At 71.5% G+C, this 24,931-nt stretch carries 15 protein-coding genes and 1 pseudogene; 10 read left to right on the top strand and 6 right to left on the bottom strand.

Annotated elements, in window-relative coordinates; translation table 11 throughout:
* Positions 1 to 144 precede the first annotated feature (144 nt).
* Positions 145 to 2,529 carry an excinuclease ABC subunit UvrA gene (locus tag AB0H32_RS23535; protein ID WP_361123948.1) on the bottom strand — a complete coding sequence of 795 codons (2,385 nt, stop codon included), beginning with the start codon at positions 2,527 to 2,529 and terminating at the stop codon, positions 145 to 147.
* A gap of 196 nt (positions 2,530 to 2,725) precedes the next feature.
* Positions 2,726 to 3,505: an SDR family oxidoreductase gene (locus tag AB0H32_RS23530; protein WP_361123946.1), complete on the bottom strand. Its 780-nt coding sequence runs from the start codon at positions 3,503 to 3,505 to the stop codon at positions 2,726 to 2,728.
* 201 nt (positions 3,506 to 3,706) lie between these two features.
* On the opposite strand from AB0H32_RS23530, the gene AB0H32_RS23525 reads away from it, so the two are divergent.
* A complete protein-coding gene (locus AB0H32_RS23525) occupies positions 3,707 to 4,615 on the top strand; it encodes an aquaporin (RefSeq protein WP_361123943.1) in 909 nt (302 codons plus the stop codon).
* Between the two features lie 30 nt (positions 4,616 to 4,645).
* On the opposite strand, the gene AB0H32_RS23520 is transcribed toward AB0H32_RS23525, so the two are convergent.
* From AB0H32_RS23520 to AB0H32_RS23510, 3 genes and pseudogenes are all read right to left on the bottom strand, one after another.
* Positions 4,646 to 4,822 carry an RICIN domain-containing protein gene (locus tag AB0H32_RS23520; RefSeq protein WP_361123940.1) on the bottom strand — a complete coding sequence of 59 codons (177 nt, stop codon included), beginning with the start codon at positions 4,820 to 4,822 and terminating at the stop codon, positions 4,646 to 4,648.
* A complete protein-coding gene (locus AB0H32_RS23515; RefSeq protein ID WP_361123938.1) occupies positions 4,792 to 5,013 on the bottom strand; it encodes an arabinofuranosidase catalytic domain-containing protein in 222 nt (73 codons plus the stop codon). Before AB0H32_RS23515 ends, AB0H32_RS23520 begins: the two co-directional genes overlap by 31 nt.
* A gap of 78 nt (positions 5,014 to 5,091) precedes the next feature.
* Positions 5,092 to 5,372: pseudogene (locus tag AB0H32_RS23510) on the bottom strand (arabinofuranosidase catalytic domain-containing protein); the annotation flags it as partial.
* Between the two features lie 428 nt (positions 5,373 to 5,800).
* On the opposite strand from AB0H32_RS23510, the gene AB0H32_RS23505 reads away from it, so the two are divergent.
* The gene (locus AB0H32_RS23505) at positions 5,801 to 5,956 is read left to right on the top strand and encodes a DUF6131 family protein (RefSeq protein ID WP_361123936.1); all 156 of its coding nucleotides are present in this window, start codon (positions 5,801 to 5,803) and stop codon (positions 5,954 to 5,956) included.
* Between the two features lie 51 nt (positions 5,957 to 6,007).
* Here the strand turns inward: AB0H32_RS23505 and AB0H32_RS23500 are convergent, their stop codons facing one another.
* The gene (locus AB0H32_RS23500) at positions 6,008 to 6,481 is read right to left on the bottom strand and encodes a carboxymuconolactone decarboxylase family protein (RefSeq protein WP_361123933.1); all 474 of its coding nucleotides are present in this window, start codon (positions 6,479 to 6,481) and stop codon (positions 6,008 to 6,010) included.
* Positions 6,482 to 6,794: 313 nt separating this feature from the next.
* On the opposite strand from AB0H32_RS23500, the gene AB0H32_RS23495 reads away from it, so the two are divergent.
* Genes AB0H32_RS23495 through AB0H32_RS23460 form a run of 8 tightly spaced genes read left to right on the top strand, consistent with a single transcriptional unit; the run spans position 6,795 to position 24,931 of the window.
* Positions 6,795 to 8,507, top strand: coding sequence for an AMP-binding protein (locus AB0H32_RS23495; RefSeq protein WP_361123930.1), 1,713 nt, complete (start codon positions 6,795 to 6,797; stop codon positions 8,505 to 8,507).
* Positions 8,504 to 9,370 (top strand): ferritin-like domain-containing protein, encoded by an 867-nt coding sequence (locus AB0H32_RS23490; protein WP_361123927.1) that lies wholly within the window; start codon positions 8,504 to 8,506, stop codon positions 9,368 to 9,370. The genes AB0H32_RS23495 and AB0H32_RS23490 overlap by 4 nt, the downstream gene beginning before the upstream one ends.
* Positions 9,367 to 9,981 carry a PaaI family thioesterase gene (locus tag AB0H32_RS23485; protein ID WP_361123924.1) on the top strand — a complete coding sequence of 205 codons (615 nt, stop codon included), beginning with the start codon at positions 9,367 to 9,369 and terminating at the stop codon, positions 9,979 to 9,981. Before AB0H32_RS23490 ends, AB0H32_RS23485 begins: the two co-directional genes overlap by 4 nt.
* The gene (locus AB0H32_RS23480) at positions 9,978 to 10,253 is read left to right on the top strand and encodes an acyl carrier protein (RefSeq protein WP_361123921.1); all 276 of its coding nucleotides are present in this window, start codon (positions 9,978 to 9,980) and stop codon (positions 10,251 to 10,253) included. The genes AB0H32_RS23485 and AB0H32_RS23480 overlap by 4 nt, the downstream gene beginning before the upstream one ends.
* Positions 10,250 to 11,119, top strand: a complete 870-nt coding sequence (locus tag AB0H32_RS23475) for a class I SAM-dependent methyltransferase (protein WP_361123919.1) — start codon at positions 10,250 to 10,252, stop codon at positions 11,117 to 11,119. Before AB0H32_RS23480 ends, AB0H32_RS23475 begins: the two co-directional genes overlap by 4 nt.
* Positions 11,116 to 11,985 carry an acyl-ACP desaturase gene (locus AB0H32_RS23470; RefSeq protein ID WP_361123916.1) on the top strand — a complete coding sequence of 290 codons (870 nt, stop codon included), beginning with the start codon at positions 11,116 to 11,118 and terminating at the stop codon, positions 11,983 to 11,985. The genes AB0H32_RS23475 and AB0H32_RS23470 overlap by 4 nt, the downstream gene beginning before the upstream one ends.
* 24 nt (positions 11,986 to 12,009) lie before the next feature.
* Positions 12,010 to 18,960, top strand: a complete 6,951-nt coding sequence (locus AB0H32_RS23465; protein WP_361123913.1) for a type I polyketide synthase — start codon at positions 12,010 to 12,012, stop codon at positions 18,958 to 18,960.
* Positions 18,953 to 24,931 (top strand): type I polyketide synthase, encoded by a 5,979-nt coding sequence (locus tag AB0H32_RS23460; RefSeq protein ID WP_361123910.1) that lies wholly within the window; start codon positions 18,953 to 18,955, stop codon positions 24,929 to 24,931. The genes AB0H32_RS23465 and AB0H32_RS23460 overlap by 8 nt, the downstream gene beginning before the upstream one ends.

Here is a 24,931-nt window from a genome sequence, read left to right as displayed (position 1 = left end):
GCGGCCCCACCGCCCCCGCCACCGCGCCCCACCCCGCCGCTGCAACCGCGTTCGGCCCCCCCGGGGGTCGGCCTTGGGGTTTAAGGGGGGGGGGGTGCTACCCGGATCCTCCGGGCCACTCCACGTCGGCCGCGCGGGCCTCGGTCAGGTCCCGATGTAGGCCGCGAGGTGTTCGCCGGTGAGGGTGGTGCGGGCGGCGACGAGGTCGGCGGGGGTGCCCTCGAAGACGATCCGGCCGCCGTCGTGGCCGGCGCCGGGGCCGAGGTCGATGATCCAGTCGGCGTGCGCCATCACGGCCTGATGGTGCTCGACGACGATGACCGACTTCCCGGAGTCCACGAGCCGGTCGAGCAGGCCGAGCAGCTGCTCGACGTCGGCCAGATGGAGACCGGTGGTCGGCTCGTCGAGGACGTAGACGCCGCCCTTGTCCCCCATGTGGGTGGCCAGCTTGAGCCGCTGCCGCTCGCCGCCGGAGAGCGTGGTGAGCGGCTGGCCCAGGGTGAGATAGCCGAGCCCGACGTCGGCGAGCCGTTCGAGGATCTTGTGCGCGGCGGGCGTGCGCGCCTCACCGCCACCGAAGAACTCCTCGGCCTCGTTCACCGACATGGCGAGCACCTCGCTGATGTCGCGGCCGCCGAGGTGGTACTCGAGGACCGATGCCTGGAACCGCTTCCCCTCGCACTCCTCGCAGGGGGTGGCGACGCCGGCCATCATCGCCAGGTCGGTGTAGATGACACCGGCGCCGTTGCAGGTCGGGCAGGCACCCTCGGAGTTGGCGCTGAACAGCGCCGGCTTCACCCCGTTGGCCTTCGCGAACGCCTTGCGGATCGGGTCGAGCAGGCCGGTGTAGGTCGCCGGGTTGCTGCGCCGTGAGCCGCGGATGGGGCTCTGGTCGACCGAGACCACATCCGAGTCGGCGGGGATCGAACCGTGCACCAGCGAGCTCTTGCCGGAGCCCGCGACGCCGGTGATGACGGTCAGCACACCGAGCGGGATGTCGACATCGACGTCCTGCAGGTTGTGCGTCGTCGCGCCGCGGATCTCCAGCCCGCCGGTGGGCTTGCGCACCGTCTCCTTGAGGCGGGCCCGGTCGTCGAAGTGGCGGCCGGTGATGGTCCCGCCGGCCCGCAGCCCCTCGACGGTGCCCTCGAAGCAGACGGTGCCACCCGCCGTACCGGCGCCGGGGCCGAGGTCGACGATGTGGTCGGCGATCGCGATCGTCTCCGGCTTGTGCTCCACGACGAGCACCGTGTTGCCCTTGTCCCGCAGCCGCAGCAGCAGGTCGTTCATCCGCTGGATGTCATGGGGGTGCAGGCCGATGGTGGGCTCGTCGAAGACGTAGGTGACGTCGGTGAGCGAGGAGCCGAGGTGGCGGATCATCTTGGTGCGCTGCGCCTCGCCGCCCGACAGCGTGCCCGCGGGCCTTTCCAGTGAGAGGTAGCCGAGGCCGATCTCCACGAACGAGTCGAGCGTGTGCCGCAGCGCGCCGAGCAGCGGCGCCACCGTCGGCTCGTCGAGGTCACGGGCCCACGCGGCCAGGTCGCTGATCTGCATCGCACAGGCGTCCGCGATGCTGATTCCCTTGATCTTCGACGACCGGGCCGCCTCGCTGAGCCGGGTGCCCTCGCACTCGGGACAGGCGGTGAAGGTGACCGCCCGGTCCACGAACTCCCGGATGTGCGGCTGCATCGCCTCCCGGTCCTTGGAGAGCATCGACTTCTGGATCCGCGGGACCAGACCCTCGTAGGTCATGTTGATGCCCGCGATCTTCATCCGGGTCGGCTCGCGGTGGAGGAAGTCGTGCAGTTCCTTCTTGGTGAACCTGCGGATCTGCTTGTCCGGGTCGAAGAAGCCGGACTCGCTGTAGAGGCGCGAGTTCCAGCCGCCCCCCGTGTAGCCGGGAACGGTGATCGCGCCCTCGGTCAGCGACTTGGAGTCGTCGTAGAGCTGGGTCAGGTCGATGTCGGTGACCGTGCCGCGGCCCTCGCAGCGCGGGCACATGCCGCCGGTGATGCTGAAGCTGCGACGCTCCTTCACGGTCGTTCCGGCGCGCTCCACGGTGACCGCGCCCGCTCCGCTGATCGAGGCGACGTTGAAGGAGAACGCCTGGGGGGAGCCTATGTGGGGCTTGCCCAGCCGGCTGAAGAGGATGCGCAGCATGGCGTTGGCGTCGGTGGCGGTGCCGACCGTGGAGCGGGGGTCGGCGCCCATGCGCTGCTGGTCGACGATGATCGCGGTCGTCAGCCCGTCGAGCACGTCGACCTCGGGCCGTGCCAGATTCGGCATGAAGCCCTGCACGAACGCGCTGTACGTCTCGTTGATCAGTCGCTGCGACTCGGCCGCGATCGTGTCGAACACCAAAGAGCTCTTGCCCGAGCCGGAGACACCGGTGAACACCGTCAGCCTGCGCTTCGGGATCTCGATGCTGACGTCCTTGAGGTTGTTCTCGCGTGCGCCGTGCACACGGATCAGATCGTGGCTGTCGGCAACGTGCTGCTCAGACGACTGTGTGTCCGTCCTCGTGCCCATGCTCTTCGTGTCTCCATCTGTCGGGCCAAGACCGCCGGGGTCTCCATCGGCGTCGCCCGGCTCGGTCTGACCGGCTCCGAACCGCGCGTCCGGCGTCACGCTAACCGGCGGCTCGATGATCGTGCTTCTCGAATCCTGACCGATCGCGGCCCCGCGCGTGGCGGCACGCCGGGATTGCTGCCCGTCCGGCAGCGGCTCAGTGGACGGAGAACCCGCCGTCGACGAAGATCGACTGTCCGGTGACATAGGCGGATGCGCCGCCGGCGAGGAACACGGCCGCGCCCGCGAAGTCCTCGGCCAGCCCGTTGCGTCCGATCATGGTGCGCGCGGCCAGCGCCGCCACCCTGTCGGGGTCGGACGACAGCCGTGCGTTGAGCGGCGTCATCACGAAGCCCGGCACGAGCGTGTTGCAGGTGACGCCATGGGGAGACCACGCCTCGGCCTGGGAGCGGGCCAGCGACTCCAGCGCGCCCTTGGAAACGCCGTAGGCACCGCTCTGCACGAAGGCCCGGTGCGCCTGCTGGGAAGTGATGTGGATGATCCGGCCGAAGCCCCGCTCGGCCATGCCGGGACCGAACCGCTGTCCCAGCAGGAAGGGCGCCTCCAGGTTCAGCGCCATGGTGGTGTCCCACACGTCCTCGGCCAGCTCGCCCATCGGCGGCCGCACGTTGACCCCGGCGCTGTTCACGAGGATGTCGGGCTCCCCGAACACCTGGGCCGCCTCCTCGGCCGCCGCATGCACGCCGTCGCGGGTGCTCAGGTCGGCGCTGACCCAGGCGGCCCGGCAGCCGTCGGCCACCAGTTCGTCGACCGTGGCAGCCAGTTCCGCCTCCTTGCGCGCCACGACCACCACGCTCGCCCCGGCACGCGCCAGTGCCCCGGCGATCGCCCGGCCGATGCCGGAACTGCCGCCGGTCACCAGGGCGATCCGGCCGTCCAGGGAGAAGAGTTCGGAGAGGTACGCCTGCGAAGTCATGCCCGAAGCGTAGTTGGCACGGTCGTGCGCCGTCGGTGCAGGGCCGGGTGCCCTCCGGGGCCGGCGGCCCGAACACACCACGGATGACGGCCCGATGGCCGCGACGCGCTGCCGGTCACCGTGCAATCGACGAGAAGCCCGGGCCAAAATGGGGTGTTTCTCCACTGTCCTCATGCTTGGGGCACACAGAGACTGCCCCTCATGACGAATGAAGCGCCGCCCGCCGGGCCGGATGCCGCGGCGCACGCCTCGGGACAGCCGCCAGCCCGGAACGCCGGTGCGCGCACGGATGCCGCGGCGCACGCCTCGGGACAGCCGCCAGCCCGGAACGCCGGTGCGCGCACGGATGCCGCCGGGCAGCCCGTGTGCACCGGCCCAGCCGGACACGGTACGACCGGCTCCCTGGCCCGCCGTGTCGCTGCCGAGACGGTGGGGACGGGGCTGCTCGTGGCCGTGGCCGTCGGCTCCGGCATCCAGGCGGCCCAGCTGTCGCACGACGCGGGCGTGCAGTTGCTGGCCTGCTCGCTCGCCGCCGTCTTCGGCCTGGGTGTGCTGCTGGCGCTGCTGGGGCCGGTGTCCGGTGCGCACCTCAACCCGGCCGTCACTCTCTCCGCCTGGTGCGCCGGCCGCCGCCACGGCTCCGGACCGACCCTGCGCGAGGTCGCCGCGTACGTACCGGCGCAGGTGGTCGGGGCGATGGGGGGAGCGATCCTGGCCGACGCCATGTTCGCGAGGCCGCTGGTGAGGCTCTCCACCCACGAGCGGTCCGCCGGACACCTCTGGCTCGGCGAGGCGGTCGCCACCGCCGGGCTGATCCTGCTCGTCCTCGGCCTGGAGCGAGCCGGCCGTGCCCGCCTCGCGCCGGTCTCCGTGGCCGCCTACATCGGGGCTGCCTACTGGTTCACCTCCTCGACCGCCTTCGCCAACCCCGCGATGACCATCGGCCGTTCCCTCACCGACACCGCGGCCGGGATCGCTCCCGCCTCCCTCGTCCCGTTCATCGCGGCCCAACTGATCGGGGCCGCATTCGGGCTGGGCGCGGTGGCGGTGCTGTACGGGCGGCCCGCGCACGGCGAGGGAGACGGCTCCGCAGCCATGAGGGGCGCCTGACCGCCCGGCACCCCTCGTTCGTCCTGCGGGTCAGCCCAGCCGGAACGTCTGCGCCGCCGATCCGTCGCAGTCCCGGATCTGCAGCCGGGTGCCGTTCGCGGTCGCGCCGCCCGGCGTATCCAGACAGCGGCCGGACGGCGGATTCAGCAGCGAACCGTCCGCCTGCTGCACCCACGTCAGACCACCCAAACCCTTGCAGTCCCACAACTCGGCCTTCGTGCCGTCCGTCCGTCGTTCTTCAACACCGCCGTGACGTAGGTGCTGTTGTTGCCGCGGTTCGCCGTGTTGGAGCCGTTGTCGCCCTGGAGCATGCCGTTCTCCGGATCCGCCCCGACCCAGGGCCCCGAACCGGTGCGCGGTGCGAAGCAGCACGTAGTCGCGATGCCGACCGCGTCCATGTGACCGGTGCGGGGATCAGGTCGTTGTGGCGCGCGGTCTGGTCGTAGATCTTCGTGATCCGGCAGGTGGTGTCACCGCAGAACATGTCCTGGCGTGTGGCGTAGGCACAGCCGCCGGGTGACAGCACTTCGATGTCGGCCGTGGCCCCGTCCGAGGCCCGGTTGACCTGGTGCAGGGGGCCGCCGTAGGAGGAGAGCAGCGCGCGCACCGTGCTGTGCGCGGCGACGCATGGGGTGCCCGCATCGCCGTAGATGTCGCACGGCTGCGAGCCGGCGGCCCGGGACGGCCCTGCCAGGCCGAACAGAGCGCCCAGCGCGAGTGCCAGGACGGCCAGGACCGCAGATGCCTTTCCGGGCATCGTCTGCTCCTCGGGGGACGGGACGTGCTTCCAACGGGCTGGCGTGACAACCGAGTTCGGCTTTCGTTGCGACCGCTACGGAAGCTACGGACGATGGTCGGTGACGTCAGGATTTGTTGCCTCGAACTTTTTGGAGTTCTTGATGTGTCGCATCTTGTTCGGTCGACGGAGGAGTGGATCACCGTTGAGCACCCCGGGGAGGGAAGCGGTGCGTGCGGCCGTCGGTCCGCGGCCGCACCCGCCGGTTCCGTTCAAGTGTGACGAAAGGCCGACCCCGGACCGGCACTCCAACGAGTGTTACTTTCGGTAATCGCGCGGCAACCCCCTGCGTCCGGAATGCAAAGAAGATTCCAGGAGGGTGAATGAGAATATGTCCGACTTCGGGGCACTAGGAACGGAGGAAGCATTCCTATCGCAGGAGGCACACCATGATCGCCCTCGGCATCATCCTGCTCATCATCGGTTTCCTGACCGGGATATCCATCCTGTGGACCATCGGCATCATCCTGCTGGTGGTCGGCGCGGTCCTGTGGATCCTGGGTTCCATGGGCCACGCGGTCGCCGGCCGCCGTCACTATTGGTGATCGGACAAGCGACACGGCCGGGACCGCGCGGCAGCCGGCGGGAATTCCGCCCTATCCGAACTGGCCGGGCTGGTAGTCGCCGGCAGGCTGCTGGACGATCACGTTCAGGCGGTTGTAGGCGTTGATGAGCGCAATGAGGGAGACGAGTGCGGCGAGCTGCTCCTCGTCGTAGTGCTTGGCCGCATTCGCCCACGCCTCGTCCGTCACACCGCCGCCCGCGTCGGCGATGCGGGTGCCCTGCTCGGTCAGCTCCAGGGCAGCGCGCTCGGCATCGCTGAAGACCTTGGCCTCCCGCCAGGCCGCGACCAGGTTGAGGCGCACCGAGGTCTCCCCGGCGTGCGCCGCATCCTTGCTGTGCATGTCGGTACAGAAGGCGCAGCCGTTGATCTGGCTGGCGCGGAGCTTCACGAGTTCCTGGGTCGCAGCCGGCAGCGTCGAGTCCGAGATCGGCCTGCCGGCCGAGTTGAGGTGCTTCAGGAATTTCCCCGCGACAGGGTTGCCGAAGAGGTTCAGTCGAGCGTCCATGATGGCTCCTTTGCCGTTGCCGTTGGCTGCACCCCTCTGACGGAACGGCTCGGGAGGATGTGACAGCCCACCGAGTGTGATGCACGTCACCTCACGGGAGCGACAGGTTGAACGCCGAACGTGCGGTGTTCAAGTGCGACCACTGACGTGCGTTGACACGCATCCACGCCTGCATCTAATTTTCACTAAACTCTTCCGGGGTGAAATAACTAATTCAATCCGTGCTGTCCACGATACGCACCGCATCTTTACTTCTCACTTGATATAACCCAGCGAAAAGGGTTCAGCCCTCCTGACCACGAGGGGAATCACCTTGCAGCGACGCATGCGCTCCGCGCTCCTTGACGGGGAGACACTGGGGGAAAGTCTCACTCGATTAGCAAAAGCCTCACCGGATTCCCGCGCGACATTTCCCACCGCCGGCGACGACATCACCGCTGCGGACCTCGATGACGCGTCGGCCGCAGCCGCGCACGAGTTCCTGCGGGCCGGGGTGCGGCCCGGTGACATCGTGGGTGTGCTGGTGCCCACCGCCGCCCGCTTCTTCACCACGATCTTCGGCCTCTGGCGAGCCGGTGCGGCGATCAGCGTGCTGCCGGTCCAGGCCGGCTTCGGCGATGTGCGAGCGGTCTCGCACCGCCTTGCGCGGATCGCGGACGTCGCGGGCATGAAGCATCTCGTACTGGACTCCGACTACGCCGATCTCGGCCGCGAACTCGCCACCGTTCGGGCCGACTTGAGCCTCGTACCGGTGCCGTCGCCCAGCGCTACGGGCACCGTGCGCACCCTGCCCGCCGTCGAACCCGACGCGCTGGCCGTCGTCCAGTTCACCTCCGGCAGCACGAGCCTGCCCAAGGGCGTCATGCTGCCGCACCGGACCACCATGGCGGGCCTGCGCTCCTGCGTGGTGTCGGGCGCCTTCAGTCCGGACGACGTGTTCGTGCAATGGGTGCCGACCTTCCACGACATGGGCCTGATCGGGCTGCAGTCGCACTGGCTCAACGGCGCCGACGTGCACGTCTTCGCCCCGGTCTCCTTCCTGCGCCGTCCCGGCGCGGTGCTCGAACACTTCGCCGCGCACCGCGGCACGGTGATCACCGGGCCCAACTTCTCCTACGACCATCTGCTCGACAGCGTGCCGGCGGAGCAACTGGCCGCGCTCGACCTGTCCAGCTGGCGGCTGGCGTTCAACGGCGCCGAACCGGTCGGCGCGGCCACCGTACGGCGGTTCACCGAGGCGCTGGCGCCCAGCGGCGTCGACCCGTCGGTGATGTACCCGGTGTACGGCATGGCCGAGGCCACCCTCTCGATCAGCTACCCCGAACCGGGCGCCACGGCGACGATCCGCGCGGTGGACCGCAACGAGCTCGCCAGGACCGGTCTCGCGCGTGCCGTCGACGAGAGCGCGCCCGCGGCCAAACCGGTCGTCTCGGTCGGACGCGCGGTGCACGGCATCGACCTGCGGATCGTCGACGAGGCGGGGGCAGTCGCCACGGACGGTGCGCTCGGGGAGATCCAGATCGCCGGCGCATCGGTGACCACCGGCTACTTCCGCGATCCCGAGGCGACGAAGGCGGCGTTCGACAACGGCTGGCTGCGCACCGGCGATCTCGGTTTCCTGCTCGACGGCGAGCTGTACGTCACCGGGCGGCGCAAGGAGATGATCGTGGTGCGCGGCCAGAACTTCTTCCCCGACGACGTCGAGAAGGTCGCGCGCGCCGTGCCGGGCGTGTACCGCCGCCGCTGTGTCGCGTTCTCCGACAACGATGCCGAGGGCGGCGAGCGGATCGGCGTCATCGTGGAGGCCGCCGACGATCCCGCCGCGGTGCACCAGGAGGTCCGCAGACGGGTGGCGGCCGAGCTGGATCTGTCCCAGGTCCAGGTCTACGTGGTCAGACCCCGCTGGATCCCGCGCACCACGAGCGGCAAGTGGCAGCGCGTCCTGGCCGCACGGCGCGTCACCACCGATCTCGATGCCCAGGTGTTCCCCACCAGCAAGAGCCCAGACCGAGGAGAACGGGTGTGAACAGCAGGACGGAGTCGGCAGCCGGGGTACCGCTCCTCTCGGACGACCGGATGCACAGCGCCCGGGTGTTCGCCGGCTATCAGCATGCGACCTGGGAGCTGCACCACATCCCGTGGGACGAGTTCCGGGCCGATCGAGTACTGCCCGAGCACGTCGTGTTCGCCAGGGGCGCCATCGTGGGCGAGTCGAACGTCGTCGCCGCGACCCACGGACTGCTCAACGAATTCGCCGACGACTACGACTTCTCGCAGTTCGCCTCCATCTGGGGCTACCAGGAGATCCAGCACCACATCGCCTTCCAGACCTGGCTCCAGCTGGCCGGCCACAGCATCGACCACAGCACGATCGCCGCGATGCGCGAGGCCTACCCGGCCGGGGTGACCAGGGCGGCCACCCTGGCCACCAACGTCATCTGCGAGGTCCTCGCCACGCATGCGTACAAATGCGTCGCCCGCAGCATGCAGGAGCCCGTCCTCGCCGCCATCCTGAAGAAGGCCAGCGGCGACGAGGCCCGGCACGCGCGCGAGTTCGTCCACTACACCGCACAGCAGCTGGCGGCGCGACCGGAGGAGCGCGCCTCGGTGGTCGAGACCCTGTACGTGTACATGGGCACCACCCGTGAGCTGTACCGCCATCCGGTCAGCCGGTTCAAGGGGAACCTGCCCGAGCTGGAGAACCACGAGACCATCGACGAGATGTTCGCCTATTTCGCCGAGGTGGACGAAGACGGCAGTGAATGGGCCAAGTGCTGCGAGCAGTTGTTCAAGTACTTCTCCGCGCTCACCGGCCACAGGCTGACGAAGATGTCCGACGTGCGACGGGCCATCGCCGAGGAGTCGTCGCGGGAGAGGGTCTCCGCGTGAGCACCACCCGGCACGTGACCGGCAGCACTGCCCACACCGCCGACGGCACCGGGGACACCGTCGGCGGCGCCGAGCACACCAACGGCAGCACTCGGCCCACCACCGGCGAGACGGTCGAACTCCCCTGGCACGCGGAGCCGTCCTTCAACTGCTTCGGCTGCTCCCCCCGCAACCCGATCGGTCTCAAGCTGCACCTGAAGCAGCTGTCGAACGGGGACTACGCGGCCGAGACGACGTTCACGGAGAACTACGCCTCCTACCCGGGGATCGTGCACGGCGGCATCGTGAACGTGCTGGTGGACGAGGTGATGGGGGACACCCTCGCGCTGGTCCACGGTCTGCTCGCGTTCTCCGTGACCCTGCGCAGCAAGATGCTGCTGCCGCTCAAGGTCGGCGAGCCGTATCTGACCGTCGCGCGGATCAGCGGCCGGGGCAACGGGGTGCTGCACACCGAGGCGGAGATCACCGGGCCGGGCGACGCACTGCACGTCATGGCCACCGGTACCTACCAGCCGATCCGCTCCGAGCAGGCCAAGGCCCTCATGCAACTGGACGACGCCGCCTTCGGCCGCGTCCGGCACTACTTCGACCACGGGACAGGAGAATCATGACCAGCGAGCCCATAGGCCGCGAGCAGATCGCCGCGATCACCACCGAGTTCATCGCCACCGAGTTGGAGATCTCCCCCTCCGACATCGACATCTACGACGTGCTCAAAGGACTGCCCGGTGCGGACTCGATGAAGCTGCTGCGGGTGGTGTCCAAGCTGGAGCGCCACTGGAACGCCGAGTTCGACGACGAGGCCATCTTCGCCGCGGAGACCGTCGACGACCTGATCACCCTGGTCCAGAAGTACATCGGCGAGGAACCGGCCGCGTCATGACCGCCCCGACCCCCCACGAGGCGTACCAGGCCACCAACAGGCACTACGAGCTGCCCGCCGAACTGTTCGGCATCTACCTCGACCAGCGGCTCAAGTACAGCTCCGGGCTGTACACCGACGAGCACACGGACCTCGACCAGGCACAGACGGACAAGCTGCACTTCGTGGCGCGGCAGCTCGGCCTCACCGGCGGCGAGCGGCTGCTCGACATCGGCTGCGGCTGGGGCAGCCTGATCCTTTTCATGGCGCAGGAGTTCGGCTGCCGGGTCACGGGCGTCACACCGTCACGCCCGCAGGCCGAGTACATCCGGGCACGGGCCGAGAAGACGGGTGTGACCGACCTGGTCACCCTGGAACTCGGTGCGTTCACGGACGTCGAGGTCGCCGGCGGGTTCGACGCGGTCACCCTGCTCGGCTCGATCGTGCACATGCCAAACCGAACGACGGTGCTGCGCAAGGTGTACGGCCTGCTGCGGCACGGCGGGGCGATGTACCTGTCGGAGAGCTGCTTCCGGGACCACACGGTCTACGAGGAGTTCTCCCGGCGGCCGGGCACCAGGCACGTCACCGAGGGGATCTTCGGGTTCGCCGACATGGTGCCGCTCTCGGTGCTCGTGGAGGCGGTGGAATCGGCCGGCTTCAGCCTCACCGGGCTCACCGACCTCACCGCGCACTATCACCGCACCATCGAGGAGTGGGAACGGCGGGCCGAAGCCGCGCGCGACCGGGTCGAACTGGTGGCGCCGGGCATGAGCGAGCCGCTCGTCCGCTATCTGCGCACGGCCAACGCGGGCTGGGGCTACACCACGAAGCACTACGCGCTCGGCGCGCTGAAGTCCCGGATGGGCCCGACGGAGGCACCGTGAACGACACCCTGCCCGCGGCCGGTGCGCAGCGGCTGCGGCTGCCCGTGGAACCCGGGGAGATCCGCGAGCTGACCCGGAGCGCGGTGAGCCGCGCCGCAGCGCGTCAGTGGTCGGCCGACGAGCTGGCCTGGGCAAGCCTGCGGCCCGAGCAACTCACCGACACCGACCGGTCGGTGGTCCGGTTCATCACGTTCATCGAAGACCACATACCCGGGTATCTCACCTACTTCCTGGACGCGTTCCCCGTGTCCGGAGCCGACCTGGCGATCGAGGAGTTCTGCTTCAACCGGGAGTACTTCCGGTTCCTCATCTCCTGGGCGAACGACGAGGAACGCCACGCGTCGGTACTGACCCGGTACCAGATCGAGGCCGGCATCAGTGATCCGGAGACGCTGATGCGGGAGCTGGCCGAGGAGGGCCGCAAGAAGTTCTCCCTGCCCTACGAGAACCCGGTGCAGGCGTTCACCTACACGCTGGTGCAGGAGAAAGCCACCCAGCTCTTCTACCAGCGGTTCAGGACGGTGGCGAAGGAACCGGTGCTCTGTGACCTGCTGCACCGGCTGGCCAGGGACGAGGCCCGGCACTTCGCCTTCTACAGCGAACTCGTCGACGCCTACATCGGGCGGCACGGGCTCGCGGCGACGGTACCGGACCTCAAGGACGTGCTGTCCACCTTCCGCATGCCTCTCGCGGACACGCTGAACGGCTACTGGCGGTGGTCGCTGAAGATCGCGGACGCCACCTCCTACGACCACACCGAGGCGTACGACGCGCTGGTCCGGCTCGTCAACGGCTTTGCCACGTCGAGCGGCAGGGCGTCGGCGGCCGACCTGGCCGAGTTCGTCCACCGGATCCGCGGGATCTGACCAACCACTACAGGACAGGGTCCTATGCAACCGAGCAGCACTGCCGGTCCGGCGTCCGTCGCGGTCATCGGCATGTCCCCTTGTTCCGCGGCGGTTGCGCCGGCCGAGGCGGCGCTGAGGGCGCTGGACAACGCCGGCGTCGTACCCGAGCGGCTGCGGGACACCGCGGCCGGGGTCTTCGCCATGGCGCAGGCCGATGTCGTCGCCGCCGCACTCGGTGTGCTCGGGCCCGTGCTGACGGTGGACACCCTGCCCGCCGGGGTCGTCCACCTGGCCTGCCAGAGCATCCGCGTCGGCGAGTCCTCCGTTGCGCTCGCCGGGGTCGTCGCACCCGACGGAAGCTCTGCCTTCCTCGTGCTGAAACCGACCGCGGACGCGGTGGCCGACGACGACCCGGTCCACTGTGTGATCGACGGCGGCGCGCTCGGCCGCGGTGACGTCGTGGGCCAGGCCTGTACGCGCGCGGGTGTGGGCCGCGACGACGTCCGGTTCGTCTGGCGGCGCGGATACCACGCGGGCGAGGCCGTCCTGGACGGCCTCCTCGACGGTGCCGAGCCGGGCGAGGAGCAGGACGCGGTGACGGCCTTGCTGGACCTGCCCCTGCTGCTCGGCAGGAGGCACGTTCCGGTGCCGGGCGTCGCGCTCGGCCCGGACGGCCGTCTGACCGCGCTGCTCGCATCCGTCGGCAGCAGGGGCACGGCCTGCGCGCTGGTGCTGTCCGAACCGCCCGCACGGACGCGGGAGTCGCCCCGGGCCGACGTCCCGACGTTGCCGGTGCTGCTGTCGGCGGACAGCGAGGAGACGCTGCGCGGCAAGGCGGAGAGCCTGCGCGTTGGTCTGACCGGGCCCGACGGCCCGGACCTGCTCGACACCGCGCACACCCTGGCGGTCGCCCGGCGGCACGGGCCGCATCGGGCGGTGCTCCTCGCCGGCGACCGCGCGGAGCTTGCCGAGGGGCTCGGTGAACTCGCCGCGGGCCGGGGCGGCACGGCGCAGGCCGGGACCGGGCGCAAGGTGGCTTTCCTCTTCCCCGGCGAGGGCGGGCAACGGCCGGGCATGGGACGCCGGCTGTATCCGCTGTTCGACGTGTTCGCCGACGCGCTCGACGAGGTGTGCGCCCACATGGAGGCGGTCTCCACCTGGTCGGTGCGTGACCTGCTGCTGGGCGACGCCCCCACCGAGGTCGCGCCCGCCGACCGGGCGCTCTACACGCAGGACGCGCTGTTCGCCCTCCAGGTGGCGCTCTTCAGGCAGTTCGAGGACTGGGGGGTGCGCCCGGACTACGTGGTGGGGCACTCGGTGGGGGAACTGGCCGCGGCGACAGTGGCCGGGGTGTTCTCCCTGCCCGACGTCTGTGCGCTGCTGGCCGAGCGGATCCGGCTGTTCCGGGAGAAGACACCCGTCGGCGGGGTCATGGTCGCGATGCGCGTCTCGGAGGCCGAGGCCCTGGAGTCGCTGGCCGGGTCCGAGCACCTCGCCGGGATCTCCGCGGTGAACGCCCCGAACTCCGTGGTCCTCTCGGGCGACCGCGACACGGTGCTGCGCATCGCCGGACTGTGGTCGGAGCGCGGGCGCAAGGTGAAGCAGTTGCCGGTCGACCGGGCCTTCCACTCTCCGCACATGGCGGCGATGGCCGACGACTTCGAGCGGTTCGCCCGTGGCCTGTCCCGGCGGCCGCCTGGCATTGCCCTGATTCCGGTCCACAACGGGCTCGGATCGGATCCCGGCGTGGTCGGTCTGCCCGAGTACTGGGGTGCGCAGGTGCGCGGCACCGGGCACTTCCTGGCCTGCGTGACCGGTCTCGACGCGGCGGGCGTGGACACCTATGTCGACATGAGCGCCAACGGGGTGCTCGCCGCGCTGGTCGAGGAGACGCTGCCCGAACCGGTCGCGGCGGCCGCACTGGTCACCGCCGCACTGCGGGGCGGTGACCAGCAGTCGGATCTGCACGCCGTCCTCGGCACGCTGGGCGAGTTGCACACCCACGGTGTGCCGGTGGAGTGGGAGGCGGTGTTCCGGGGCTGGGGCGGCAGGCGCACCCATCTGCCGGCCGACGTGGCCCGGCCGCCCTCCCCCGCCGTGTCCCGGCCGGCGGATCTGCGGCGGGTGATCCGGACCGAGACCGAGGCGATGATCCAGGGCGGCTACGGGCCCGACCGCTCGTTCTTCGACCTCGGACTGGACTCCCTCGCCGCCGTGGAGCTGGTGAAACGGCTGCGGCAGCGGACCGGGCTCAAGATCGCCACGGCCGCGCTCTTCGACCATCCCACCCCGAACCGGCTGGCCGCGCACCTGGAGAACCGTGCGCCCCGTCCGGCTCCGGCGCTCCCCCGCCGCACCGGTTCGGACGAACCGATCGCCATCGTCGCGATGAGCTGCCGCTTCCCCGGCGGGGTGCACTCGCCCGAAGACCTGTGGCGGCTGATCGTCTCGGACCGTGACGCCGTTTCGGCGATGCCGCAGGACCGCGGCTGGGATCTGGCCGGGCTGTACGACCCGGAACGGGAACGGCCGGGCACGAGCTATGTGCGTGAGGGCGGATTCCTGCACGACGCCGCGCAGTTCGATCCCGCCTTCTTCGGCATCGGCGGACACGAGGCGCTCGACATGGACCCGCAGCAGCGCTTGCTGCTCGAACTGTCCTGGGAGGCGTGTGAACGGGCCGGGATCGACCCCGCCACGCTGCGCGGCAGTGACACCGGCGTCTACGCCGGGTTGTCCCACGGCGACTACGGCACCGGTCCCGGGCACGGGGACGTCGCCGTACGACCGCATCTGGCGATCGGGACCGTGACCAGTGTGGCCTCCGGCCGGATCTCGTTCGCGCTCGGCCTGCAGGGGCCCAACCTCTCGATCGACACGGCGTGTTCGTCGTCGCTGGTGGCGCTGCATCTCGCCGCCGCCGCACTGCGTCGTGGCGAGTGCTCGCTGGCCCTGGCGGGCGGGGTGACCGTGCTGTCGTCGCCCAAGGTGTTCATCGAGTTCAGCCGCCAGGGCGGACTGGCGCCGGACGCGCGGCTGAAGCCGTTCGCCGAGGACGCCGACGGCACCGTCTGGGCGGAGGGGGGTGGGATGTTCCTCGTCGAGCGGTACTCCGACGCGCGGCGCAACGGCCATCCGGTGCTCGCCCTGATCGCGGGGTCGGCGGTCAACTCCGACGGAGCGAGCAACGGGCTCACCGCGCCCAACGGGGCCGCGCAGCACCGGCTGCTGGTCTCCGCGCTGGCCGACGCCCGGCTGCACCCCTCGGACGTGGACGTCGTGGAGGCGCACGGCACCGGGACGAAGCTGGGCGACCCGATCGAAGCAGGGGCGCTGCTGGAGGCGTACGGGGCACACCGGCCGCCGGAGCGACCTCTGCTGGTGGGTTCCGTGAAGTCCAACCTGGGGCACACCCAGGCCGCGGCCGGCGCGGCGGGTGTGATGAAGATGGTGCTGGCCATGCGGCACGGGGTGGTCCCGGCCACCCTGAACGTCGGCCGGCCGAGCCCGCACGTGGACTGGGACGCGGGGCTTCGGCTGGTGACCGAACGGACTCCGTGGCCCGATGCCGGCTCCGTGCGGCGGGCGGGCGTGTCGTCGTTCGGGATCGGCGGGACCAACGCGCACGTGATCCTTCAGCAACCGCCCACCGCGCCCCAGGCCTTGCCGGAGCCCACGAGGACCGTCCCGCTCCTATGGACCGTCTCCGGCGGCTCGGACGAGGCCCTTCGCGCCCAGGCCGGACGGCTCGCCACGCACTGGGACGCCCGTTCCGGGCTGACCGCGCACGATCTCGGGTTCTCCCTGGCCACGACCCGGTCGGCGCTGGCCCACCGGGCCGTACTCACCGGAGGTGACCAGGACGGGCTGCGGCGAGCGCTGACCGCGCTGGCAGCGGGCCGCACCGACCCCGCTCTCACCGTCGGCACGGTGGCCGACGGGGGCCTGGCCTTCCTGCTGACCGGTCAGGGCAGCCAGCGCGTGGGCATGGGGCGCGCCCTGCACGCCGCGTACCCGGTGTTCGCCGAGGCCTTCGACGAGGTGTGCGCGACGATGGGCCTGCCGGTGAAGGAGACGGTGTTCGGTGCCGATCAGGAGGCCCTGGACCGCACCGAGTTCGCGCAGACCGGGCTGTTCGCCTTCGAGGTGGCCCTGTTCCGGCTGCTGGACAGCTGGGGTGTCCGCCCGGACCTGCTGCTGGGGCACTCGATCGGCGGACTGACCGCGGCCCATCTGGCCGGGGTGCTCTCCCTGCGGGACGCGTGCCGGCTGGTCGAAGCGCGGGGCTGTCTCATGCAGGCGCTGCCCGAGGACGGGGCGATGTACGCGGTGGCGGCCTCGCCGGACGAGGTCCGGCCGCTGCCCTCCGGGGTGTCGTTGGCGGCGGTGAACGGGCCCCGGTCGGTGGTGCTCTCCGGTGCCGAGGAGGCGGTCGCCGCGCTGGCGGAGCGCCTGCGTGCGCAGGGGCGGCGGACCAAGCGGCTGCGGGTCAGCCACGCGTTCCACTCCGCCCTGATGGATCCGCTGCTCGACGAGTTCCGCGCGGTGGCCGAGAGCCTGACGTACAGTCCGCCCGAGATCCAGGTCGTCTCCGATGCGACCGGGCGTCTCGCCACCGCGGACGAACTGTGTTCCCCCGAGTACTGGGTGCGTCACGTGCGCGGCACGGTCCGGTTCCTCGACGGGATGCGCACCCTGCAGGACGAGGGTGTCACCACGTTCCTGGAGCTGGGGCCGGAGACGACACTCACCGAGATGGCCGCCGACTGCCTCGCCGAGACCTCAGACGCGGCGGTGATCCCCGCCCTGCGGCAGGACGACGTGCTCGGCGCCGTCGCGGCCCTTCAGGTCCGCGGCCACGGACCGGACTGGTCGGCGTGGTACGCCGGAAGCGGGGCGCGCCGCGTCGACCTGCCCACCTACGCGTTCCGGCGCAAGCGGTTCTGGCTGCTGCCCGAAGCGGTGGACACAAGGCCCCGGCAGCCGGACTCGGCGTTCTGGACGGCCGTGGAGAGCCAGGACCTCCAGCGCCTGGCCGACCTGCTGGGCACCGGCACCGACCGGAAGTTCAGCGAGCTGGTGCCCGCGATGGCACAGTGGTGGCGCACCCGTGACCGGGAAGCCGCGATGGACGCACTGCGGTACCGGATCAGCTGGCAGCCGGCGGCCGACCAGGTCGCGGTCCGGCGGAACTGGCTCATCGTGCACCCCGAGGACCTGCCGGTGCCCGAACCGCTCGAGGACGCGCTCGGCACCCGGACACTGCCCCTCGGCGCCGGCGCGGACCGCGCGCAGATCACCGAGCGGCTCACCGCCCTGACCAACGGCGAACTCGGCGGCGTCGACGGGGTGCTGTCCCTGCTGGCGCTGGAGGAGCGGGGGCGTCCCGAAGCGGCCGGGGTGCCCGCGGGGCTCGCGCTGAGCGCGGCGCTCGTCCAGGCCATGGGCGATGCCGGACTCGACGTGCCGTTGTGGTGCGCGACGCAGGGAGCGGTGTCCACGGGCCCCGGCGACCGGCTCGACCGCCCTGCGCAGGCCATGGTGTGGGGGCTCGGCCGGGTCACGGCGCTGGAGCATCCCCGGCGGTGGGGCGGGCTGGTCGATCTCCCGCCCGTCGTGGACGCGCAGGCGGCCGAACGGGTGGCCGGGGTGCTGTCCGGCGCCGAGGACCAGGTCGCCGTGCGCGCCTTCGGGGTGTTCGTACGGCGGCTGCTGCACGCACCGGTCGCAGCCGGACCCCGGCGCGGCTGGCCCCTGCGCGGGACCACGCTCATCACCGGGGCGTTCGGCGCGCTGGGCAGGCGGGTGGCCCGCTGGCTCGCCGCGGAAGGCGTCGAGCGGCTGCTCCTGACGGGCAGGCACGCGGACGACCCCGAGCTGGTGGCCGAACTGACCGCGCTCGGCGCCGAGGTCGACGTCGCCGCCTGCGACGTGGGCGACCGCGACGAGGTGGCGACCCTGCTCGCCGGGATCCCCGAAGACCGTCCGCTGGCCGCGGTCGCGCATGCCGCCGGGGTGCTCGACGACGGCGTGATCGACGCCCTGGACCCGCAGCGCTTCGAACGGGTCCTGCACGCCAAGGCCCAGGGCGCGCGGCACCTCCACGAACTCGCCGGCGATCTCACGGCGTTCGTGCTGTTCTCCTCGGCCACCGGCGCCGTCGGCAATGCCGGCCAGGCCAACTACGCGGCCGCGAACACCTACCTCGACGCCCTGGCCGAACAGCGCCGGGCCGACGGGCTGGCGGCCACGTCGGTGGCCTGGGGACCGTGGGGAGCCGCCGGCATGGCGGTGGACGGGGCGGACGCGGACACGGTCGGTGCACGGCTGCGCCGCAACGGCATGACGGTGCTCGACCCGGATGTGGCGATCGCCGCACTGGCGCTGGCCTTCGCGCAGGACGAGTCGGGTCTGGTGGTCGCCGACGTCGACTGGGCACGGTTCCTCTCGGTGTTCGCCACCACCCGGCACAGCCCCCTGCTGGCGAATCTGCCCGAGGTGCAGCAGAGCAAGGCTGCCGCGCCGCCCCCGGAGGCATCCTCGCTCGGGCGGCGGCTGGCCGGGATGTCCCCGGCCGAGCGGGTCCGCGCGCTGCGCGACCTGGTGTGCCGGCACGCCGCGCGGGTGCTCGGGCACGACTCGGCCGCGCAGATACGGCCGGGCAAGCCCTTCCACGAACAGGGGCTCAACTCCCTGGGTGTCGTGGAGTTGCGCAACCAGCTGAGCACCGGGACCGGGCTGCGGGTGCCCGCGAACGCGCTGTTCGACCATCCCACGCCCGCCGCGCTGGCCGCCTACCTCGACGCGGAGCTCGCCCCGGCCGCCGAGAAACCCGAGCGCACCGAAAAACCTGAGCACACCGAAAAACCCGAGCAAGCAGAGGAACCCGAGCAAGCCGCTGAGGCGGGAGCCGAGACGGCTGATCTCGACACCATGCTCAGCCGCGCCGAAGAGGAGCTCTCCTTGATGCTGAAGGACCGGCTCGATGACTGACGACGGCAAGGTGCTCGACACCCTGCAGCGACTCACCGCCGCACTGCGGGACACCCGGGAACGGCTTCGCGCGGTCGACGCACGCGAGCACGAACCGATCGCCGTCGTGGGCATGGGCTGCAGGTACGCCGGCGGTGTGAGCGACCCGGACGGGCTGTGGCGGTTGCTGCGCGAGGGACGCGACGCGGTGACGTCGTTTCCCGCCGACCGCGGATGGCCGGACGAGTTCACCGGCTCGGGCGCGTTCCTGTCCGACCCGGCCTGGTTCGACGCCCGCTTCTTCGGGATCGGTCCCCGAGAGGCCCTGTCGATGGACCCGCAGCAGCGGCTGATGCTGGAGATCTCGTGGGAGGCGGTGGAACGGGGCGGAATCGACCCGGTGTCCCTGCGCGGCTCCCGGACCGGGGTGTTCACCGGCACCAGCGACCACGACTACCGCCGACTGCTGGGCGAGGTCAGCAACCACAACGAGCACGGCGACCACCTGGCGACGGCCACCGCGGCGAGCGTGTTGTCCGGGCGCGTCTCCTATCTGCTCGGTCTGGAGGGCCCGTCGGTCTCCGTCGACACCGCATGTTCCTCCTCGCTGGTGGCCCTGCACATGGCCGTTCGCTCGCTGCGGTCCGGGGAGTGCGATCTCGCGCTGGCCGGGGGCGTCCTGGTGATGGCCACACCGGGTGTGTTCGCCGCCTTCCACGGCAACGGCGGGCTGGCCGCGGACGGCCGCTGCAAGGCGTTCGCCGAGGCCGCGGACGGGGTCGGCTGGGGCGAGGGCGCCGGGGTCGTGCTCGTCGAGCGGCTGTCGGACGCCCTGGCCCACGGTCACCCCGTGCTGGCGGTGATCCGGGGCACCGCGATCAACTCCGACGGCGCGTCCAACGGGTTGACCGCGCCGAACGGGCTGTCGCAGCAGCGGGTCATCCGCGACGCGCTGGCCGACGCCGGGCTGCGCGGCCCGGACGTGGACGCCGTGGAGGCACATGGCACGGGGACCCGGCTCGGCGACCCGATCGAGGCATCGGCGTTGCAGGCCGTCTACGGCCGCGACCGGGAGACCCCGCTGGCCATCGGCTCGGTGAAGTCGAACATCGGACACACCCAGGCTGCCGCCGGCATCGCGGGAGTGCTCAAGACGGTGCTGGCACTGCGGCACCGGACCCTCCCGAGGACACTGCACGTGGACCGCCCGTCGTCGCACGTCGACTGGAGCACGGGCACCTTGGAACTGCTCACCGAGAGCCGCCCCTGGCAGGCGAGCGCGGGCCGGCCCCGGCGCGCCGGGGTGTCCGCTTTCGGGATCAGCGGCACCAACGCCCATGTAATCCTCGAAGAGGCGCCGCCCTCGGCCGCACCCGATGCCACCGACGCGCCGGAAGCCACCGGGGCACCGCAAGCCACCGACACGCCCGAAACCGCCTGGGCACCCCAAGCCACCCAGGCACCGGAAGCCGTCGGGGTGTCGAGGGTTGTCGGGGCGTCGAGGGCCGTCGGAGCGTCGAAAGCCGTCGAGGCACAGCCGCTGCCGTGGGTGCTCTCGGCGCGGACCGACTCCGCCCTGGCGGCCCGGGCGAGACAACTGCTGCCACACCTGGACGACAGGGAACCGGCCGCTCTCGCGCGCGCGCTGGTCACCTCCCGCAGCACGTTCGAACACCGTGCGGTGGTGCTCGACGCCGATCCCCGGGACGGGCTGACCGCGCTGAGCCGGGGCGGCACCACACCGTGCCTCGTCACGGGCACGGCCGGCCTGACGGGCAAAGTGGTGTTCGTCTTCCCCGGCCAGGGAGGTCAGTGGGCGGGCATGGCCGCCGACCTGATGGAGTCGTCGCCGGTGTTCCGGGAACACATCGACCGCTGTGCCCGAGCGCTGGCCCCGCACGTCGACTGGGACCTGCCGGCGGTGCTGCGGCAGCTGCCGCAGGCTCCCTCGCTGGAGCGCGTGGACGTGGTGCAGCCGGCCCTGTTCGCGGTCATGGTCTCCCTCGCCGGACTCTGGCGCTCCAGCGGTGTCGAGCCGGATGCGGTGGTGGGCCACAGCCAGGGCGAGATCGCGGCGGCGCATGTCGCGGGCGCGCTGTCCCTGGAGGATGCCGCGCTGGTGGTCGCCCGTCGCGCGAAGGCGCTGACGGAGCTGTCCGGCCGCGGCGGCATGGCCTCGGTGGAACTGCCATCGGAGGAAGTGCGGCTCCGGCTGGACGAGCGGCTGTCGATCGCGGCGGTCAACGGCCCGGGGTCGACGGTGGTCGCCGGAGCCGTCGACGCCCTCGACGCCCTGCTGGCCGACCTGGCCGACTCCGGCGTGCGGACGCGCAGGCTGGCCGTGGACTACGCCTCCCATTCGCCCGAGGTCGAGTCGGTCCGTGACCGTGTCCTCGCCGAGCTGGCGCCGGTGTCGCCGAAGGCCACGGACATCCCCTTCCACTCCGCGGTCACCGGAGGCGTACTCGCCGGGACGGAGCTGGACGCCGGCTACTGGTACCGGAACCTGCGCCTGCCCGTGCGGTTCTACGAGGCGGTCTGCGGACTCACGGTGCCGGAGCACTCGTTCTTCGTCGAGGTCGGCCCCCATCCCGTCCTGGTCCCGGCGGTACTGGAAGCCGTCGGCGACAAGGCCGTGGTCGTAGGGTCGCTGCGCCGCCAGGAAGACGGCCGCCGGGCCTTTCTCGCCTCCCTCGCCGAGCTGTACGTCCGAGGTCTCGATCCGCGGTGGACGGCGTGGGCGGGGCCGGACACACTCGCGTACGCCGAACTGCCCACCTATCCCTTCGAACGCAAGCGGTACTGGCTGCTGCCGGGTGAGGCCCGAAGCGCTGGTCATCCCGTTCTCGGAACCGCCGTCGAGCTGGCGGACAGCGACGAGTTCGTGCTGACCGGACGCCTGTCGGTCGCGGCGTCCCCGTGGCTGGCCGACCACCGGGTGCTGGACGAGGTGATCCTGCCCGGCACGGCCTGGCTCGACTTCGCGCTGTGCGCGGGCGCTGCCTCGAACTGCGCCACCGTCGAGGAACTGACCCTGGAGAGGCCATTGGTCCTGCCCGACGACGGCGCCGTGACGGTGCAGCTGCGTGTCGGCGCGCCCGATCGCACCGGACGCCGCCGCCTGGACCTCCATGCGCGATCCGAGGGTGCGGGCTGGGTGCACCACGGTCGGGGTGTGCTGGGCCCGGCGGCCGCCGAGCCCGAGGTGTCCGAGCCATGGCCACCGCCCGATGCGGAACCGGTCGCGCACGCCGGGCTCTACCCCTCGCTCGCGGGCCGCGGGCTGCGCTACGGCGCGGCGTTCCAGGGACTTCGGCGGGTGTGGCGGCGCGACGACACGGTCTTCGCCGAAGTGGCCTGCCCGGTGGACCCCCGCGGTTTCGTGGTCCATCCGGCGCTGCTGGACTCCGCTCTGCACGCGCTCGCATTCGGTGGCGGGGCCCCGGCGTCCGAAGGTCCCCTGCTCCCGTTCGCCTGGACCGGGGTGAGCGCGCGGGCGACCGCGCCGTCCACGCTGCGGGTGCGGCTGGACGGGTCCTTCGATGCCGGAATACGCCTGACCGTCACCGACGGGGAGGGTGAGCCGGTGCTGTCCGTGGACTCGCTGGCGCTGCGGCCTGCTGCCGTACGGACGGAGGGGACGGACGCCCCACGGGACGCGCTGTTCCGGAACAAGTGGGTGGAGGTGCACCCCGCGGGCGGCGTGGCACCGGACAGCATCGCGGTCGTCGGACTCGAGACCGACCGGTTCGCCGCCTTCCCGGATCTGCACGCCCTGGAGAAGGCGCTGGCCGCGGGTCTGCCGGCGCCCGGCGCGGTGCTCGTCGCCGGCTCCGCGGGTTCGGTGGGGGAATCCGCGCACCGCGCACTGGGGCTGGTCCAGGCGTGGATCGCCGGCCCGCGTTTCGCCGATTCCAGGCTGGTGTTCCTCACCTCGGGCGCCGTGGCCGCCAGGAGCGGCGACGACGTCCCCGACCTGGCCGGCGCGGCCGTCATCGGCCTGGTCCGGTCGGCGCAGACCGAGGAACCCGGCCGGTTCGTCCTGCTGGACGCCGACGAGATCACCCCGCAGACGGTGGCCGCCGCCCTGGCCGCGGACGAACCGGAGGTCGCGTTGCGGGGCGGACAGGTGCTGGCCCGCCGGCTGGTGCGGGCCGTGCCTCGGGGCGCCGGGACGTTCGGCGGGCCGGAGGACACGGTGCTGATCACCGGCGGCACCGGCACACTCGGCCGACTGCTGGCCCACCACCTGGTCACTGCGCACCGGGTGCGGCGTCTGGTCCTGGTCGGCCGCCGGGGGCAGGCACCCGGGCTGCGGGAGGAACTCACCGCGCTGGGCGCCACCGTCACCGTGGCCGCCTGTGACGTCGCCGACCGGACGGAGCTGGCCGGGCTCCTCGCCGCGCACCGGCCGACCGTCGTCGTCCACGCCGCCGGGGTGCTCGACGACGGCGTGGTGACGGCCATGACGCGGGACCGGGTCGACGCCGTCCTGCGCCCGAAGGCGGAGGCCGCGCTCGCCCTGCACGAGCTGACCCGGGACCTGCCGCTGAAGTCGTTCGTGCTGTTCTCCTCGGCTGCCGCCACAGCGGGCAGCGCAGGTCAGTCGAACTACGCCGCCGCCAACGCCGTACTCGACGCGCTGGCGCACCACCGGCGCGCCCGGGGGCTGCCCGCGCTCTCGCTCGCCTGGGGGCTGTGGGCGGAACGCAGTGGCATGACCCGGCATCTCGACACGACGGCCGACTCGCTGTCCACGCAGGAGGCCCTGGCGCTCTTCGATGCCGCGGTCGCGCTCGGCGATCCGGTGCTGGTACCCGCGCGACTCGATCCGGGCGGCCGGGTGAGGCCCCTGCTGCGCGAGCTGCTGAGCCCGCCGGACACCCCGGACGCCGGTCGGCATCGACCACTGGACCGCCTCGGCGAGGCGGAACGGCAGCACGCACTGCTCGACCTGGTGCTGAGCCGGACCGCACTGGCTCTCGGACATGACAGCGCGCACGAACTCAGCGCGCACGCCGGGTTCCTGGAGATGGGTGTGGACTCACTGGCCGCCGTCCGTATCCGCAACGACCTCAACGAGGCGCTCGACGTGCGGCTGCGGCCGACCGTCGTCTTCGACCATCAGACCCCGCTGGTGCTCGTCCGGCATCTGTCGGAGGTGCTGGACCGCCCGCAGGACGAAGAAGCGGCGCACGAGGAGCGCGAGACCATCAGCCAGATGCTCGTCCGGATCGCCGCCACCGACTGGACGCATCGGCGGTCCTACTACGCCACCCCGCACGAACTGCCCGGCATCCCTCGGCCGATCCGGCTCGCCAGCGGCCCGGAGGGGCCTGCTCTGGTGTGCGTCACCTCGGCCGTGGGCACGTCGGATCCGGTGCAGTACGCGCGCCTGGCGAAGCCGTTCCAGGGCGAGCGCGACGTCTGGGTGCTGCGGCAAGTGGGTTTCCGCAGCGGCGAGGTGCTCCCGAAGACAGCGGACGCGCTGCTGGAGACGCATGCCGCCGCTCTGCGGGCGGAACTGGGTGAGAGGCCCTTCGTCCTCACCGGCCTGTCCTCCGGCGGGCTGATCGCCCACATGCTCGCCCGCTACCTCTACGACCGGGGCACCCCGCCCGCCGGCGTCGTTCTCCTGGACAGCTACTCCCCCGGCGACGGCGAGCGGCTCGCCTTTCTGGCCCCCGGTCTGCGCGGGGAGTTGCAGGACCGGGCCGACAACCCGACCGTCGCCATCCCCGACGACGACAGCTGGATCACCGCCATGCTGCACTACGACACGTTCGACTGGCCGTTCCAGGACCTGCCGGCCCCGGTGCTGTTCGTGCGCGCGGGGTCTCCGCTGGAGGGCTGGCCGGCGGACTGGGAACCCGTCTGGCCGTTCGAGCACACCGGCGTCGTCACCCGCGGCAACCACTTCACCATGCTGGAGGACGAAGCCCCGCACACGGCAGGGCTGATGCGTGACTGGCTGCGGGAGACCTTCGGCTGA

Source organism: Streptomyces sp. NPDC020362 (genome assembly GCF_040642095.1).
GTDB lineage: Bacteria > Actinomycetota > Actinomycetes > Streptomycetales > Streptomycetaceae > Streptomyces.
Note: the sequence above shows the minus strand (reverse complement) of the source record. Positions and strands in the feature narration are given on the sequence as shown.